At 72.5% G+C, this 14768-nt stretch carries 14 protein-coding genes; 4 read left to right on the top strand and 10 right to left on the bottom strand.

What is annotated here, in order from left to right; translation table 11 throughout:
• Positions 1-274: 274 nt before the first annotated feature.
• Both ACH4EB_RS20900 and clpS read right to left on the bottom strand, forming a co-directional pair.
• On the bottom strand, positions 275-910 hold the full coding sequence (locus tag ACH4EB_RS20900; protein WP_398349026.1) for a DUF2017 domain-containing protein: 636 nt from the start codon (positions 908-910) through the stop codon (positions 275-277).
• Entirely contained in the window at positions 910-1269 is a 360-nt protein-coding gene (gene clpS, locus ACH4EB_RS20905) for an ATP-dependent Clp protease adapter ClpS (protein WP_398349027.1), read from the bottom strand. Before clpS ends, ACH4EB_RS20900 begins: the two co-directional genes overlap by 1 nt.
• An 81-nt stretch (positions 1270-1350) precedes the next feature.
• Here clpS and ACH4EB_RS20910 point away from each other — a divergent pair, with 81 nt between their 5' ends.
• Together ACH4EB_RS20910 and ACH4EB_RS20915 are read left to right on the top strand one after the other, a co-directional pair.
• Entirely contained in the window at positions 1351-2679 is a 1329-nt protein-coding gene (locus ACH4EB_RS20910; protein WP_398349028.1) for a nicotinate phosphoribosyltransferase, read from the top strand.
• Between the two features lie 181 nt (positions 2680-2860).
• Positions 2861-3457 (top strand): nicotinamidase, encoded by a 597-nt coding sequence (locus tag ACH4EB_RS20915; RefSeq protein WP_398349029.1) that lies wholly within the window; start codon positions 2861-2863, stop codon positions 3455-3457.
• A 364-nt stretch (positions 3458-3821) separates the two neighbouring features.
• Here the strand turns inward: ACH4EB_RS20915 and ACH4EB_RS20920 are convergent, their stop codons facing one another.
• Together ACH4EB_RS20920 and ACH4EB_RS20925 are read right to left on the bottom strand one after the other, a co-directional pair.
• Positions 3822-4133, bottom strand: a complete 312-nt coding sequence (locus ACH4EB_RS20920; protein WP_398349030.1) for a hypothetical protein — start codon at positions 4131-4133, stop codon at positions 3822-3824.
• 116 nt (positions 4134-4249) lie between these two features.
• The gene (locus ACH4EB_RS20925; RefSeq protein WP_398349031.1) at positions 4250-6649 is read right to left on the bottom strand and encodes an immune inhibitor A domain-containing protein; all 2400 of its coding nucleotides are present in this window, start codon (positions 6647-6649) and stop codon (positions 4250-4252) included.
• A 387-nt stretch (positions 6650-7036) separates the two neighbouring features.
• Between ACH4EB_RS20925 and ACH4EB_RS20930 the strand changes: the two genes are divergently transcribed.
• Positions 7037-7378 (top strand): hypothetical protein, encoded by a 342-nt coding sequence (locus tag ACH4EB_RS20930; protein ID WP_398349032.1) that lies wholly within the window; start codon positions 7037-7039, stop codon positions 7376-7378.
• Between the two features lie 143 nt (positions 7379-7521).
• Here the strand turns inward: ACH4EB_RS20930 and ACH4EB_RS20935 are convergent, their stop codons facing one another.
• Together ACH4EB_RS20935 and ACH4EB_RS20940 are read right to left on the bottom strand one after the other, a co-directional pair.
• Positions 7522-8301 carry an RDD family protein gene (locus ACH4EB_RS20935; protein ID WP_398349033.1) on the bottom strand — a complete coding sequence of 260 codons (780 nt, stop codon included), beginning with the start codon at positions 8299-8301 and terminating at the stop codon, positions 7522-7524.
• A 75-nt stretch (positions 8302-8376) separates the two neighbouring features.
• On the bottom strand, positions 8377-9972 hold the full coding sequence (locus tag ACH4EB_RS20940) for an RDD family protein (protein ID WP_398349034.1): 1596 nt from the start codon (positions 9970-9972) through the stop codon (positions 8377-8379).
• A gap of 247 nt (positions 9973-10219) precedes the next feature.
• Here ACH4EB_RS20940 and ACH4EB_RS20945 point away from each other — a divergent pair, with 247 nt between their 5' ends.
• Positions 10220-10696, top strand: a complete 477-nt coding sequence (locus ACH4EB_RS20945) for an SsgA family sporulation/cell division regulator (protein WP_398349035.1) — start codon at positions 10220-10222, stop codon at positions 10694-10696.
• A gap of 84 nt (positions 10697-10780) precedes the next feature.
• On the opposite strand, the gene ACH4EB_RS20950 is transcribed toward ACH4EB_RS20945, so the two are convergent.
• From ACH4EB_RS20950 to ACH4EB_RS20965, 4 genes are all read right to left on the bottom strand, one after another.
• On the bottom strand, positions 10781-11191 hold the full coding sequence (locus ACH4EB_RS20950) for a VOC family protein (protein WP_398349036.1): 411 nt from the start codon (positions 11189-11191) through the stop codon (positions 10781-10783).
• A gap of 203 nt (positions 11192-11394) precedes the next feature.
• On the bottom strand, positions 11395-12861 hold the full coding sequence (locus ACH4EB_RS20955) for a dihydrolipoyl dehydrogenase family protein (protein ID WP_398349037.1): 1467 nt from the start codon (positions 12859-12861) through the stop codon (positions 11395-11397).
• A 104-nt stretch (positions 12862-12965) separates the two neighbouring features.
• Positions 12966-13259 (bottom strand): ribosomal protein L7/L12, encoded by a 294-nt coding sequence (locus ACH4EB_RS20960; RefSeq protein ID WP_398349038.1) that lies wholly within the window; start codon positions 13257-13259, stop codon positions 12966-12968.
• 54 nt (positions 13260-13313) lie between these two features.
• On the bottom strand, positions 13314-14678 hold the full coding sequence (locus tag ACH4EB_RS20965) for an FAD-binding oxidoreductase (protein WP_398349039.1): 1365 nt from the start codon (positions 14676-14678) through the stop codon (positions 13314-13316).
• Positions 14679-14768: the final 90 nt, after the last annotated feature.

Raw genomic sequence — 14768 nt, forward strand, 5'->3', positions numbered from 1 at the left:
TCCTGCACGCCGACGGTCGGCCGGCCAAGCGCTCCCGGAGTGACAGGGGTGGCGTCACTCACGGCAGGTCGTGAACATCTATCACGGCCCCTTGGACATCTACCAGCGATGTCTTGGAGCCGAGCACAAGAAAAGTAGGATAAGTGCTGGAATGGGCTGCTGGGTAGTCAGGGTCGGTGACGCGATCGTTATCCGGATTTGAGCGTCCGTTGAGCGGGCGCCGCGCGGGGGAGTCCGGGGACGTCGCGCCGGAGCCGGGTCCGCCGCTCGTACGTCAGGCCGTCAGCGTCTCGATCAGGCTCTCCTGGAGGCCGCCCAGCCACAGATAGGCCATCACCATGGGCTTGCGCGGGTCGCTGTCCGGCAGCCGCAGCAGCTCGCCGCTCTCGTCCTCGTCGGTGACCTCCAGACGGGTGCCGATGGCCAGCCGCAGGTCGTTCAGGGCCCCCAGCCACTGCCGCGACTCGTCCGGCTTCAGACGCAGCACGGCGCCGTCCACGGAGCCCTCCCCGCCGGCGTCCGGCCCGTCCGCGCCGCCCGGCCCGCCGACCGGGCCGAGCGCGTCCAGGGCCCGCACGACCGCGAGCGCGTCCTCGCGCTTACGGGTCCGCAGGTCGTTCTCCGTGTAGCGGCGGAACTCGGCCGCGGCGGCGTGCGTGGCGTCGTCCGGCACCTCGTCCGGGCCGCCGTACGCGTTCGGGAAGAGCCGGGCCAGCGCCGGGTCGGACGGCGGCTCGCTGGGGCCCTCCGTGAACAGCGCGGCGAGCGGATCGGCGCCCTCGGCCGTCTCCTCGCCCGGGCCGATCAGCTCCATGAGCTGGACGGCGAGGCTGCGCAGGATGGAGATCTCGACCTCGTCGAGGGGGGCGGCCGCGCCGCCGCCGGGCAGGGGCTCGAAGTGGCCGGCCATCAGCGGTCCTGCGTGAGGGTCGCCCACAGGCCGTACCCGTGCATCGCTTGCACGTCGCGCTCCATTTCCTCGCGGCTGCCGCTGGAGACGACCGCCCGCCCCTTGTGGTGAACATCGAGCATGAGCTGCCTGGCCTTGCCCTTCGAGTAGCCGAAGTACGTCTCGAAGACGTATGCGACGTAGCTCATGAGATTGACGGGGTCGTTGTGCACCAGCGTGACCCAGGGCACGTCCGGGTCGGGCACCTCGGACGGTGCCTCGCTGGACTCGGGGCGTTCGATCTCCACGGGGGCGCTGAGCGCGCAGCGCGTCGATCGAAGGGCGATGGTGGCAGACGGGTCGGCGCTCACGGTGTCCATGCTGCCACCCGTGGTGGGGCATCGCACAAACGGCCCGGGGAAATCGTCAGAGTGACGAGTACGGGAGGTAGCATCCTCACCATGAACACAGCAGACCTGGGGCTGCCGGTGGCCGTGCCGTCGACTGCGCTCTTCACCGACCAGTACGAACTCACCATGCTGCAGGCCGCGCTGCGGTCCGGGACCGCCGACCGCCGCTCGGTCTTCGAGGTCTTCACCCGGCGCCTGCCCGAAGGGCGCCGCTACGGCGTCGTCGCCGGGACGGGCCGGGTCCTGGACGCGGTGGAGAACTTCCGGTTCGACGCGACGATTCTCGGCTTTCTGCGGGAGCGCGGCATCCTCGACGAGCGCACGCTGGACTGGCTGGCCGACTATCGCTTCCGCGGCGACATCTGGGGCTACCCGGAGGGCGAGGTCTACTTCCCCGGCTCGCCGATCATGCGGGTGGAGGGCACCTTCGCCGAAGCGGTCCTCCTGGAGACCGTGATCCTCTCCATCCTCAACCACGACTCCGCGGTGGCCGCCGCCGCGTCCCGCATGGCCGTCGCCGCCGGCGGCCGGCCGCTGATCGAGATGGGCGCCCGCCGCACCCACGAACTGGCGGCGGTCGCCGCCGCCCGTTCGGCGTACGTGGGCGGCTTCCACTCCACGTCCGACCTCGCGGCGGGCTTCCGCTACAACATCCCGACGGTCGGCACCAGCGCCCACTCCTTCACCCTGCTGCACGACAGCGAACGCGACGCGTTCCAGGCGCAGGTCGACGCGCTCGGCAGCGGCACGACGCTGCTCGTGGACACCTTCGACGTCACCGAGGCGGTCCGTACGGCCGTCGAGGTGGCCGGACCCGGCCTCGGCGCCGTACGCATCGACTCCGGCGACCTGCTGCTGCTCGCCCACCGGGTACGGCACCAGCTCGACGAGCTGGGCGCCCGGGACACGAGGATCGTCGTCACCAGCGACCTGGACGAGTACGCCATCGCCTCGCTCGCGGCGGCGCCGGTGGACGCGTACGGGGTCGGCACGCAGCTCGTCACCGGCAGCGGGCACCCGACCTGCTCGATGGTCTACAAGCTGGTCGCCCGCGCCGACAGCGACGCGCCGGACGCGCCGCTGCGGCCGGTGGCCAAGAAGTCCATGGGCGGCAAGGCGTCGCTCGGCGGCCGCAAGTGGTCGGCGCGCCGGCTGGACGAGCACGGCGTCGCCGAGGCCGAGGTCGTCGGGACCGGCCCGGTACCGCCGGAGCTGGCCGGCCGGCAGCTCGCGGTGCCGCTGGTCCGGGGCGGCGAGGTGGTCGCCCGCGAGCCGCTGGACGCGGCGCGGGAGCGGCATATCGCGGCGCGGGGCGGGTTGCCGATGTCCGCTACGCAGTTGTCGCGGGGGGAGGCGGTGTTGCCTACGGAGGTGGCGTAGGCCGGTTGACCTGGGGCCGGTTTGGCCGGAGGTCGGTCTGGCCTGGGTGGCGGGGGCCGGGGCCGGGCCGTCCCTGGTTGCGCCCTCTGGTGCCCACTCCCACTCGGCCGGGCCAGTGGCTACCCTCGGTCACATCGCTCCGCGCCCACACCCACCGCTCCCCAGCCGGAAGGCTCGCACCATGCACCGGGCATTGATCGTCGTTGACGTGCAGAACGATTTCTGTGAGGGCGGCAGCCTCGCCGTGACAGGAGGTGCGGATGTGGCTGCCGCCATCACCGACCTGGTGGGGGATGCCGCGGGCAGCGGCTACCGGCACATCGTGGCGACCCGCGACCACCACATCGACCCCGGTGATCACTTCTCCGTACGCCCGAACTACGAGACGTCCTGGCCGCCGCACTGCGTGGCCGGCACGGAGGGCAGCGGCTTCCACCCGAACTTCGCGCCGGCGCTCGCGTCGGGGGCGGTCGACGCGGTCTTCTCCAAGGGGTCGCACGCTGCCGCTTACAGCGGCTTCGAGGGGGTGGACGAGAACGGGCGTCCGCTGGCGGAGTGGCTGCGCGGCCATGGGGTGACCGAGGTGGATGTGGTCGGGCTGGCCACGGATCACTGTGTGCGGGCCACGGCGCTGGATGCGGTGCGGGAGGGGTTTCGGGTGCGGGTGCTGCTGGATCTTACGGCGGGGGTGGCTCCGGGGACGACGGAGCGGGCGTTGGAGGAGATGCGGGGGGCTGGGGTCGGGTTGAGTGGGAAGCCGGTGGTTATTGCGGCGTGACGGGGGGCTCGGCTTGCGCCTTCCATCCGGTGGGGCGGGGGGTTTTGCGCTTTCGGTTCGGTGGGCGTGCGCGTTCTGCGCTTTCGGTTCGGTGGGTGGGGGCTCGGGGCCCCGTAGGGGTCACTCCCCCGGCCTCCGGCCGGGGGTGCCCCCACGGCACCCTTGAGGCAACGCGATGTCATTCGTGAACCCTGGCGCCGGGCTGCCTGCGGGGAGACCCCTACGCGGCCCCGAGCCCGCGCCGTACGCGGCTTTCCCGGTATCGCGGCCGGGGCCTGCACAGAAGCCGGGGGCGCGCCGTACGCGGCTTTCCCTGCGTCGTGGCCGGGGCCTGCCCAGGAGCCGGGGAGCGCCTGACCAGGGCCTACGCCGACCTCAGCAGTGTTCTGATCGGGTGCCACGACTCTGTGTCGTCTTCTGGGGTTTCTCGCCAGACCAGGCCGTCGGGGTGGTGGAGGACGGCGGTGATTTCGTCGGGGGTGGGGGGTTCCGTGTTGCCGCGGAGGTAGACCGCGCGGAGGCCCAGGTTGCGGAGTCTGGTCAGGGCGCGCTGGCGGTTCACGGCGTGGACGAGGACGCGGACGCGGTGTCCGTTGTCGCCCGGTCTGGGCAGGGCGAGGGCGACCACCACGCTTCCGCCGGGAAGCCTGATGAACCCTCCTCCGGTTGTGGGCACGGTTTCCCCCGTGAGACTCGGCGTCAACAAGGACTCGCTGGATGCATCTAAACGCGATCGGCCGCCGCCCGCTAGGGGGCGGCGGCCGATTCGCCTGTGACCTGCGGTTTTGCTGGCTACTTGGTGGAAGGGGCCACCTGGAGGGTCACCGTGGAGCCGTACCAGGACTCGTTGAGGATCTTGATGCGGGTGTTGGTGTCAGCAACGATCACGCCGCCGGTCGGGTTGGTCTCGTCGTAGTAGTCGCCCTTGCGGTCGTCGAAGACGGTCACTCCGGGCTTCGACTCGATCTTGGTGACCTTGCCGTCCTTGTGGAGGGTGAGCGCGTCCGTGCGGCGCCCGGTGAAGGTCGAGTCGTAGCTCTGGAAGCGGTTGCGCATCAGCTTGCCGTCCGACCACCTCTCGGCCTTCGGGTGGGCGTCGACCGGCAGGATCTGCCCGTGGCCCGGGTGCCGACCGACGTTGTTGTCCGGCTGCGAGGTGTCCCACAGCCAGATCAGGACGCCGGTCTGGTACGGGAAGTGCTCGACCCACTGGGGGCGGGTGGACGCCCATCCGAAGTTGTACGGGCCGGTCCTGAGGGTCTTGTCGTACGAGACGTACTGGCGGTTCTCGGCGAGGTAGTAGCGCGGGTAATCCTTGGTGAAGGACGCGCCGATGCGCGAGAAGCCCTTGGCCGTCCAGCCGTTGTCACCGGTTTCGGCGTTGTCGGTGAACAGCGGCTCGCCGTCGGCGGTGACGGTGATCGCGTCCGCGGTGAAGCCCTTCTGGGCGGCGCCGCCGTCCGTCTGGTAGCGGAAGCGCAGGTCGATCTTCTTGCCGGCGTACGCGTCGAGGGGGAAGACCAGGTCCTGGTAGGTGCCCGAGGTGCCGGTCAGGGCGGGCTTGTCGCCACCGTCGCGGGTGATCGGCCGGCCGTTGGCGGTGCCCTCCAGCGGCGTGTAGTTGGCGCCGCCGTCCGTGGAGACCTCGGCGTACGCGAAGTCGTAGTTCTGCTCGATGTCCCACCAGCCCTTGAGGGTCAGCGCGGCCTTGGCGCGGCCGGTGAGGTCCACGGTGCGGGTGAGGGTGTTCTTCAGGTCGTTGCCCATGCCGCTCCACCACTGGCCGGAGCCTTCGGCGGGCTTGACGACGTCGGTGCGGACCGTCTTGGCGGGCAGTTCGACGACCAGGGCCTGCTTGTTCCTGGTGTTGTACTCGGCGACGCCCAGTTTGTGGGTGGACCGGGTGGCCGCCTTGGCCTTGGCGTAGTTGAGCCAGCCGAGCTGGAGCTTGTCCCAGGCGCTCATGTCGCCGGGGAGGTCGCCTATGGAGTCCTTGCCGCGACCGAGCCAGGAGCCGCCGGACATCAACGACCAGGAGTCGACGGAGGATTCACCGGTGCCGGTGGTGTCGTACTCGTCGGGCAGACCGAGGTCGTGGGCGAACTCGTGGGCGAAGACGCCCAGGCCGCCGTTCTCCGGCTGCATCGTGTAGTCACCGACCCAGACACCGGTGTTGCCTATCTGGGTGCCGCCGGCCTTGTTGCCGGCCGGGCCGGTCTGTCCCGCGTCGCTGCCGTACGCGTACCAGCGGTGGGCCCAGATGGCGTCGGTACCCTGGGCGCCGCCGCCCGCGGACTCGTCCTCGCCGGCGTGCACGATCTGGAAGTGGTCGATGTAGCCGTCGGGTTCGTTGAAGTCGCCGTCGCCGTCGTGGTCGTTGCGGTCCCACTGGTCGTACTGGGCGAGGTCGGCCTTGATCTGGGCGTCGGTGCGGCCCTTGGCCTTCTGGTCCGCGGCCCAGCGGTTGACGCCGTCACGTATCAGGTCCCAGGCGCTGGCGCAGTTGGTGGAGCCGCAGAAGTTCGATCCGTAACGGGCCTCGTTCCAGTCGACCTTGACCCAGTCGGAGACCTCGCCGGCGACGGAGTAGCGGCCCGAGGACTGCTTCTCGTAGTACTTGGCCAGGGACTCCTTCTCCTTGTCGTGGGAGAAGTAGAGGTCCTGGAAGTGCCGGCGGTCGTAATCCTTCTGCCAGGCGGTGGAGTTGTCGTCGCGCCGGTCGGGCTGCGCGATGGTGTTGTGCGCGGGGCCGGGCTTGCCGCCGTACTTCTTCACCGGGGGCTTGGGACCGTCGCCGTCCGGGTCGTACATCGTGGTGTCGTCGACCTTGTCGCCGAACTCGACCAGGATGGTGAAGATCTTGTCGGTCTTCTCGCGGGCGAGTTCGACGTACTTGCCGCGGTCGAGCTTGACGACCTGAGAGGCGCCGCGCCGGGTGGGCTTGGCGTCGCCGGAGATGACCTGCTGGAGCGCTTCCTTGCGCTGCGCCGCCTGCTGGTCACTGAACGGGCCCTTCAGGTCGTGGTCGACGGCCTGCTTGGCGGTGTCGCCCGGGTCCTGCCGCTGGACGGCGAGCGGCCGGGGGCCGTCGTCGGCCTGCGCCGGGGCGCCGGAGGACAGGGCGGCCGCCCCGATCGCGGCGGCGGCCGTGGCCAGGGCGGCCGGTCTGAACGCCCGTCTCTTGGCTCTCACTTGGCGCATTCCTCCCCTTGGAATCGGTCACTGGATGCCAGCATTTGACCGGAAGAGGGAGGGAAAAGACAGATCTTGACTTGGGCACGACAGGGAAGTACGGTTTTCGACCCTCAGGATGCGGGTATCGAACAACTTCTGACGCTTCGCGTACGTAGCGCGGGTACGCACCCGCGCTCCCCCGCGTCATGCTCCGCGCACGCCGACCGACGCACCGATCAGGTCCGTTCAAACCAGGGATGAATCCGTGCGCCCCCTATGCCTCGGAACCGTGGGTTAGGTCACGCTTACCGCCAGTTCCGCTCGGGCAGTAAGGACCGTAGAGTCATTTGACGGCGCGCCCCTGTCGACCACACCCCCTGCCGACCTCTTGAGGACGGATCCGCCATGCCTCGTCCGACTGCCGCACAGCTCGCCTACGGATCGGCCACCGTCGTCTTCTCGACCCTCGCGCTGTTACTGCTCTCGCAGACGCGGACCGGGGTCGGAATCGCGGTCATCGCCCTCGCAGCCCTCGCCCTCGGCCTGCTCGTCGCCCTCACGGCGCCGCTGCCGGGGGCTTCTCCTGTGGTGCGCCGCCGCACGGCCCGGCGCCCGGGCGCGGCCGGCCCCCGCGGCGCGGGCACGCGGGTGTCCGCCACCATCGGCTCGGCGGCGCCGCGCCTGCCGCGCCAGCGCACCCACGCGGACGTCTCCTCCGGGGCGCGCGTCAGCGAGCACTCCCGTTAGTCACCTGTCGGTGGCTGGTGGACGCGCGTAGGCGGCCGGGCACCGCTCGGAAGAGGGGTGCGCCGACCGCCGGTTGACGCGCCGGAGCCGCCAGGAGGAGCCGGGGCGCGCGGGCCGCGGAAGGGACCGGGCGCCGTGGCCGGTCAGGCCGCGGAGACCACGACGGTCTTGGCCGCCTTGTCGTGCAGGCACTGCTGGTACGGCTTGTCCCAGGTGCACCACAGGACATTGACGAGCCAGAAGATGAAGCCGCAGCACGGCACGATCTCCGGCAGCGTGTAGACCACCGCCCGCACCCAGCCCGCCTGTCCGGCCGGTACCGCGCCGTTCTCCAGCATCCCCACCCGGATCTTCATCGCCATCTTGCCGACGGTCTGGCCGCGGCTGGTGAGCATCAGGCCCTCGTAGACCAGGTAGGCCAGCATCGTGACGCCGGAGACCCAGGCCTGCCGGCTGGTCTGCGTGCTGTCGGTCGTCCAGTAGTCGAAGCCGCCGACGACCGCGCTCATGATCAGGCCGACCGGTACGCAGACGATGAACCAGTCGATGATGCGGGCGACCAGGCGGCGGCCGCGTCCGGCCAGCGGCGGCATTCCGGCCAGCGGGTCGGCGGCGCCGTACTGGCCGCCGTACGGATTGCCCCCGTACGGGTCACCACCGTACGGAGGCGGCGGCATCCCCCCGGGGGGCGGGGCGCTGCCGCCGTACGGGTCCCCGCCGGGGGGCTGTTCGCCGTGCGGGGTGGCATTGGCGGGCCGGTCGTACGGGGAGCCGTCGGCCGGCCGGCTGCCGTACGGGGAGCCACCGGCCGGCTCGGCACCGTACGGAGAGCCGCCCGACGGCGGTTCCTGCGGCTTCTTCAGGAACGGGTCGTCCTCCGGCGGTTCGCCGCCGGAGCCGGGCCTGGGCTGGTCGGTGCTCATGGCCCGAGTCGAACCCGGGCCGCCCGCCGCCGCATCCGGCGAGGTCCGGCCGGGTGACACGGCCCGGCGGGCGGCCTACTTCTCGGCGACGAAGGTCCGCGCGATCTTGTCGTGCCAGCACTGCCGCCACGGCCGGTCGAAGAGGCACCACACGGCGTTGACGACACCGACCGCCAGCACGCCGAGCACGCCGTACACCAGCCACCGCTTGACCACCGCGGGCAGCGGCGGGGTGGCGTGCCCCTCGATGTCCAGCACCTTGAGGCCGCACAGCTTCTTGCCCAGGGTGTGGCCCCACTTGGCGGTGGGCAGCACCTCGTACAGGCCGCCGCCGATGAGCAGCACGGCGAGCACGATGGCCAGGTAGGGGCCGGTGGTGCCGTCCAGCAGGTAGACGGTGACCTGCCGCCCGGACTGCTTGGCGGCCTCCACCTTGGCGTCGATGTGGTCCATGGCCGGGCCCCACAGCGGCACGGCCGCGGCGCCGGTGATCACGGCCAGGGCCAGCGTGTCGATCAGGCGGGCGGCGAACCGGCGGCCCAGGGCGGCGGGGCGGCCCTGTTCCTGCGCGGCCGCGAGGAACGGGTCGGTGGTCGGGGGCTTCCAGGGGACGACGCCCTCGGCCGCGCCGGCGTCCTGCTGCGGCGGGAAGCCGGCGAAGGGGCCGGACTGGGCCTGCGGGGCGGGCGCGGGGGCCGGGCCGGGTGCCTGCGGGGCGGGCGTGGGGGCCGGGCCGGCGGCGGGGCCCGGGGCGGGCTGGGGCGGCATCTGGTGCGGCGGAGTGTGCGGCGCCTGGTGCGGCTGGGGCGCCTGCGGCTGCTGCGTCGGGAACGGCTGGTGCTGGACCGGCGGGGCGACGGGCCCCGGCCCGGACTGCGGCTGTACGGGCCCCTGGGGCGCCTGCCGGGCCGGGCCCTGGGCGGCGGGGGCCGGACCGCCCGGGCCGGGCCGCGCGGCGGTCTGCTGCGGGCCTGGGGCCGCCGGCGGCTGCTGCGCGCCGGTGGACGGCAGCGGCTGCGGGGCCGTCGCGCCGGGCAGCGGCGACGCCGGGGCGCCGCCGGCCTGCTGCGCCACCCGGATCGCCATGGTGTCGCTCTTGCCGCCCGCGCTCCCTCCGGGCCGTACGGCCCGGATCGCGGCCGTACCGCGGTCGCCGCCGCGCGCGCCCCCTTCGTCCCGTACGGCGCGGATGGTGACCGTGCCGTCGGAGCGCGGGGTGTCCGCACCGGACGCCGGCGGACCGGAAGGGGCGGCCTCGTCGCGCTGCTGCGGCAGGCCGGTCTGCTGCTCGTCGGAGGAAGGCCAGGCGATACGGCGGTCCTGCTCGCCGCCGAAGCCGCTCTGCCGGGCGGTGTCGGCCTGCCAGGCGGAGGCGGGCGCACCCGCGCCGGAGACGCCGCCCGCCTCGGTCAGCCGGCCGTGCTCCTCCTCGTCGAGGAAGACCGGGCCGGTCTCCTCCACGGCGGGGGTGGGGGCCGGCGCGGGCGCGGCGGTCCGGGCGGCACCGGCCGGCGGCGCGGGCAGCGCCTCGCCCTCGGCGGGCGCCGGGCGGCTGGTGCCCGGCACCCATGCGGCACCGTTCCAGTACCGGATGTAGCCGGGAATGGACGGGTCCGGGTAGAAGCCTGGCGTGGGGCTGCCGCCGGCGGATCCTGAGGAAGGGGCGCTCATGTCCGAAGTCCCGTATCTGTTCTCGGCCTGGTGTGGTGGGTGGGGCATGTGCAGTCTGCCGCAACGCAGCGTCCACATCTATCAGACGGAGGGTCGGACCGGGTGTCCCGGCCGGGCCGGACCACCTGGAAGAGGCCCGCGAAAAAAGTTGTGCGAAGTCGCGTAATGGTCCGGGCGCCGGAGCCTCTAACCAGGTGTGGGCCCGGTCGCAGGGGTCCGCAGGAGGCACCGAAGAGAGGCGGACCGTATGCACACCGTGGTGGAACGAGAGCTGGAGCTGGGTCTGGTCCTGTCGCCGGAGCGCAGCATCCCCGTCCCGGCCCGGCTGACCTACCGCACGGACGACCCCTACGCCGTCCACGTCACCTTCCACATCGGCTCGGACGCCCCCGTCAACTGGACGTTCGCGCGCGAACTGCTCGTCGAGGGGGTGTTCCGGCCGTGCGGTCACGGCGATGTGCGGGTGTGGCCCGCGAAGGTGGAGGGGCGGAGCCTGGTCTGCATGGCGCTCAGTTCCCCGGACGGCGACGCGCTGCTGGAGGCTCCGGCCGCGGCGGTCTCGGCGTGGCTGGAGCGCACGCTGCGCGTCGTGCCGCCGGGGTCGGAGCAGGAGCACCTGGGGCTGGACAAAGGGCTGAGCGCCCTGCTGGCCATGACGCCGCGGGACGACCTGTGGCTGTCGGACCCGTGGCCGTCGGACGAGTCGCCGGAGGCCGGGGCCTGAGGGCGCGTGCGCCGGGCCGTCCCGGCGGGTACGGAAGGCCCGCCCGAGCGGCGTGCCGTCCGGACCGGGCCGGACTCACCAGGGTCAGGAGGCCCCAGTACCGAGGTTCTCCAGGCTGTGCTTGCGGGTGAGGAACTCGATGGCGTGGCCGTCCGGGTCGCTGACGTAGACCCCGCGGCCGCCCGCCAGGTGGTTGATCTGCTGCGGCTTCTGGTGGTACGGGTCCGCCCAGTACGGCAGTTCGCGCTCCTGGATACGGGCGAAGATCGCGTCGAACTCCTCCTCGGAGACCCGGAAGGCGAGGTGCTGGAGCACGATCGCGTCCGGCTTGACGACGTGCTCGGCGTAGTCGATGGTCAGGTCGTCCGCGACCGACACGGCGGCGAACGGGCCGAACTCCGTCGGCTCGTCCAGCCCGGCCAGGTCCGCGAGGAAGCGCGCGGACGCGAACTTGTCGGTGGCGTGGATGATGGTGTGGTCGAGGTGCACGGACACGGTGAGCCCCCTGTGAAGGTCGGTGTGTTCAGGTCCGTCGAACTCTGGTACCCCTGACCGTACGGCGGCGCCCCGCACGCGGGTATCGGGATTCCGACCTACGTCGCCGGTCCGGCCGCACCCGGACCGACGTCCTCAGCCGCGCACGTCCTCGGCCACACGTCCTCAGCCACGCCACGGACGACCGCCGCGGACATCGCTTCTCAGCCGCGGTACGCCTCCAGCAGCCGCAGCCACACCTCGCTGATCGTCGGGTAGGCGGGCACCGCGTGCCACAGGCGGGCGAGGGGGACTTCGCCGGCCACCGCGACGGTCGCCGAGTGCAGCAGTTCGCCCACCGCCGGGCCGACGAAGGTGACGCCGAGGAGCACCTCGCGGTCCAGGTCGACGATCATGCGGGCGCGGCCGCGGTAGCCGTCGGCGTAGAGTCCGGCGCCCGCGACGGAGCCCAGGTCCTGGTCGACGACGCGGACGCGGTGCCCGGCGCGTTCGGCTTCGGCGGCGGTCAGGCCGACGGAGGCGGCCTCGGGGTCGGTGAAGACGACCTGCGGTACGGCGGCGGTGTCGGCGGTCGCCGCGTGGGCGCCCCAGCGGCCGGTGTCCAGGTCCGCGGTGCCCCGGGCCCGGGCCGCGATGGCGGCGCCGACGATGCGGGCCTGGTACTTGCCCTGGTGGGTCAGCAGCGCGCGGTGGTTGACGTCGCCGACGGCGTACAGCCAGCCGCCCGCCACGTCCCGCACCCGGCAGGTGTCGTCGGTCTCCAGCCAGGAGCCGGGCGTCAGACCGACCGTCTCCAGGCCGATGCCGTCGGTGCGCGGCGCGCGGCCGGTGGCGAACAGCACCTCGTCGGCGACGATCTCCTCGCCGTCGTCGAGCACGACGGTGGCCGGTCCGTTGGGCATCTCCCGGCGCATCGCGCCCACCGAGACGCCGGTGCGTACGGTGGCGCCCGCCTCGGCCAGTGCCTCGGCGACCAGTTCGCCCGCGAACGGCTCCATCTTGGGCAGCAGTCCGCCGCCGCGCACCAGGAGGGTCACCCGGGAGCCCAGCGCCTGCCAGGCGGTGGCCATTTCGACACCGACGACCCCGCCGCCCACCACCACCAGACGCGGCGGCACGGACTGAGCGCTGGTCGCCTCGCGGCTGGTCCACGGGCGGGCGGCCGCCAGCCCGGGGAGGTCCGGCAGCACGGCGCGGCTGCCGGTGCACACGGCCACGGCGTGCCGGGCGGTCAGCACCCGTTCACCGCCGCCGTCCGTACCGGTGGCGACCACCACCCGCCGGGGGCCGTCGAGGCGGGCCCGGCCGCGTACGAAGTCGATGCCGGCCGAGTCCAACCACCGGACCTGGCCGTCGTCCTTCCAGTGGGACGCGAACGCGTCGCGGTGCGCGAGCACCGCCTTGGTGTCCGGTGGCGCGGACGCCGCCCGGTGCAGGCCGGGGACGCGGCGCGCGTCGGCGCGGGCGGTGACCGGGCGCAGCAGTGCCTTGCTGGGCATGCAGGCCCAGTACGAGCACTCGCCGCCGACCAGTTCGCTCTCCACGATCACCGCGCTCAGGCCGAGGGCGTGGGCCCGGTCGGCCACGTTCTCGCCGGTCGGGCCGGCGCCGAGCACGACGACGTCGTACGTGTCCCGGCCGGCCTCGTCGGCCTCTGTGGTCCCTGGCATCGCTCATCGCTCCCTGCGTCGGCGTCGCGGCAACAGGTCCATCCTCGTCCCGGGGGCCCGGCCCGGCCACAGGGATCGGGGCATTCGCGGGCGGTGCGGGCGTTTCAGGGCGCGCGGCGTTCCACGGCCTCCTTGGCCTCCGCCAGGCCGGCGCCGGTCAGCTCCCGGTAGCGCTTGATCGCCAGGATCTTCTTGTCCTTGAGCAGCAGCGCGTCGATCTCGGCCATGCCCTCGGGGCCGGTCTCCTCGATGCCCAGGTGCTCCATGATCAGGTCCAGTTTGCGGTCCATGCGCCGGAGGCGGCGTTCGAGCGTCTTGTGGCGGGCGTCCATGGTGGAGGCGAGGACAACGATGACGACGGCTGCGGCGCCGATGATGGTCCAGAGGTCGGAGTTCATGGACCGAACCCTAGAAGGTGCGGTGCACCGCGGCCGAACCGCGGGCGGTGCCGTTCAGAACACCTTCCCGGGGTTGAGCAGCCCCAGCGGGTCGAAGACGGCCTTGATGCCGCGGTGCATCTCCAGGCCCACCGGGCCCAGCTCGCGGGCCAGCCACTCCTTCTTCAGGACGCCGACGCCGTGTTCACCGGTGATCGTGCCGCCCAGTTCCAGGCCGAGCGCCATGATCTCGTCGAAGGACTCGCGGGCGCGCCGGGACTCGTCGGGGTCGTTCGCGTCGAAGCAGACGGTGGGGTGGGTGTTGCCGTCGCCTGCGTGCGCGCAGACGCCGATGACCAGGTCGTATTTCTCGGCGATGGCGGCGGTGCCGTCGAGCATGGCGGCGAGCGCGGAGCGCGGTACGCACACGTCGTCGATCATCGTGGCGGACTTGACGCGCTCCAGGGCGGTCAGTGTCAGCCGCCGTGCCTGGAGGAGGAGGTCGGATTCGGCCGGGGTCTCGGCCGGGACGACCTCGGTGGCGCCGGCGGCCTCGCACAGGGCACCGACGGCGGCCAGGTCGGCGGCCGGTTCGGGGGTGTCGAAGGCGGCCAGCAGCAGGGCCTCGGTGCTCTCCGGCAGCCCCATGTTGGCCATCGCGTTGACGGCTCGGATGCTCGTACGGTCCATGAGTTCGAGCAGTGAGGGGGCGTGGCCGCGCGCCATGATCTCGCAGATCGCGTCGCAGGCCGCGGCGGTGGAGGGGAACTCGGCGGCCAGCGCGAGCTGCTGGGGCGGTTCGGGCTTGAGGGCCAATACGGCGCGTACGACGATGCCGAGACTGCCCTCGGAGCCGACGAACAGGCGGGTGAGGTCGTAGCCGGCCACGCCCTTGGCGGTGCGCCGGCCGGTCTTCAGCAGCCGCCCGTCGGCGAGGACGACGTCCAGGCCGAGGACGTACTCGGCGGTGACGCCGTACTTGACGCAGCACAGGCCGCCGGAGGCGGTGCCGATGTTGCCGCCGATCGAGCACTCCTCCCAGCTCGAAGGGTCCGGCGGGTAGTAGAGGCCGTGCTCGTTGACCGCGCGGGAGAGCACCGCGTTGACCACGCCGGGCTCGACGACCGCGATCCGGTCGACGGGGTTGATCTCGATGATCCGGTCCATCTTGACCAGGGAGAGCACGATGCAGCCGTCGGTGGCGTTGGCGGCGCCCGACAGGCCGGTGCGGGCGCCCTGCGGGACGACCGGGACGCGCAGCTCGGTGGCGGTGCGCAGCACGTGCTGGACCTGCTCGACCGTGCGCGGCAGGACGACGACGGCGGGCGTGCCGGCCTCGCAGAAGCTCGCCATGTCGTGGGCGTAGGCGCCGGTGACATCGGGGTCGGTGAGGATCGCTGCCGCCGGGAGGGCGTCGCGCAGGCGTGCGATGAGGTCCATGGCGTCAGCCTCCCATCCGTGGGCCGTACACGGAAGATCCTCCGGCACCCGGGCCCGCCCCTGGGCGCGGGTCCGGGTGTGCCGCTCCCC

It is taken from the genome of Streptomyces sp. NPDC018045, from assembly GCF_044327445.1.
Classification (GTDB): domain Bacteria; phylum Actinomycetota; class Actinomycetes; order Streptomycetales; family Streptomycetaceae; genus Streptomyces.

Bases quoted from the DNA above. Each gene is read 5' to 3' on its own strand.
- ACH4EB_RS20900 (WP_398349026.1), bottom strand. From the start codon at position 910: ATGGCCGGCCACTTCGAGCCCCTGCCCGGCGGCGGCGCGGCCGCCCCC.
- clpS (WP_398349027.1), bottom strand. From the start codon at position 1,269: ATGGACACCGTGAGCGCCGACCCGTCTGCCACCATCGCCCTTCGATCG.
- ACH4EB_RS20910 (WP_398349028.1), top strand. From the start codon at position 1,351: ATGAACACAGCAGACCTGGGGCTGCCGGTGGCCGTGCCGTCGACTGCG.
- ACH4EB_RS20915 (WP_398349029.1), top strand. From the start codon at position 2,861: ATGCACCGGGCATTGATCGTCGTTGACGTGCAGAACGATTTCTGTGAG.
- ACH4EB_RS20930 (WP_398349032.1), top strand. From the start codon at position 7,037: ATGCCTCGTCCGACTGCCGCACAGCTCGCCTACGGATCGGCCACCGTC.
- ACH4EB_RS20935 (WP_398349033.1), bottom strand. From the start codon at position 8,301: ATGAGCACCGACCAGCCCAGGCCCGGCTCCGGCGGCGAACCGCCGGAG.
- ACH4EB_RS20940 (WP_398349034.1), bottom strand. From the start codon at position 9,972: ATGAGCGCCCCTTCCTCAGGATCCGCCGGCGGCAGCCCCACGCCAGGC.
- ACH4EB_RS20945 (WP_398349035.1), top strand. From the start codon at position 10,220: ATGCACACCGTGGTGGAACGAGAGCTGGAGCTGGGTCTGGTCCTGTCG.
- ACH4EB_RS20955 (WP_398349037.1), bottom strand. From the start codon at position 12,861: ATGCCAGGGACCACAGAGGCCGACGAGGCCGGCCGGGACACGTACGAC.
- ACH4EB_RS20960 (WP_398349038.1), bottom strand. From the start codon at position 13,259: ATGAACTCCGACCTCTGGACCATCATCGGCGCCGCAGCCGTCGTCATC.
- ACH4EB_RS20965 (WP_398349039.1), bottom strand. From the start codon at position 14,678: ATGGACCTCATCGCACGCCTGCGCGACGCCCTCCCGGCGGCAGCGATC.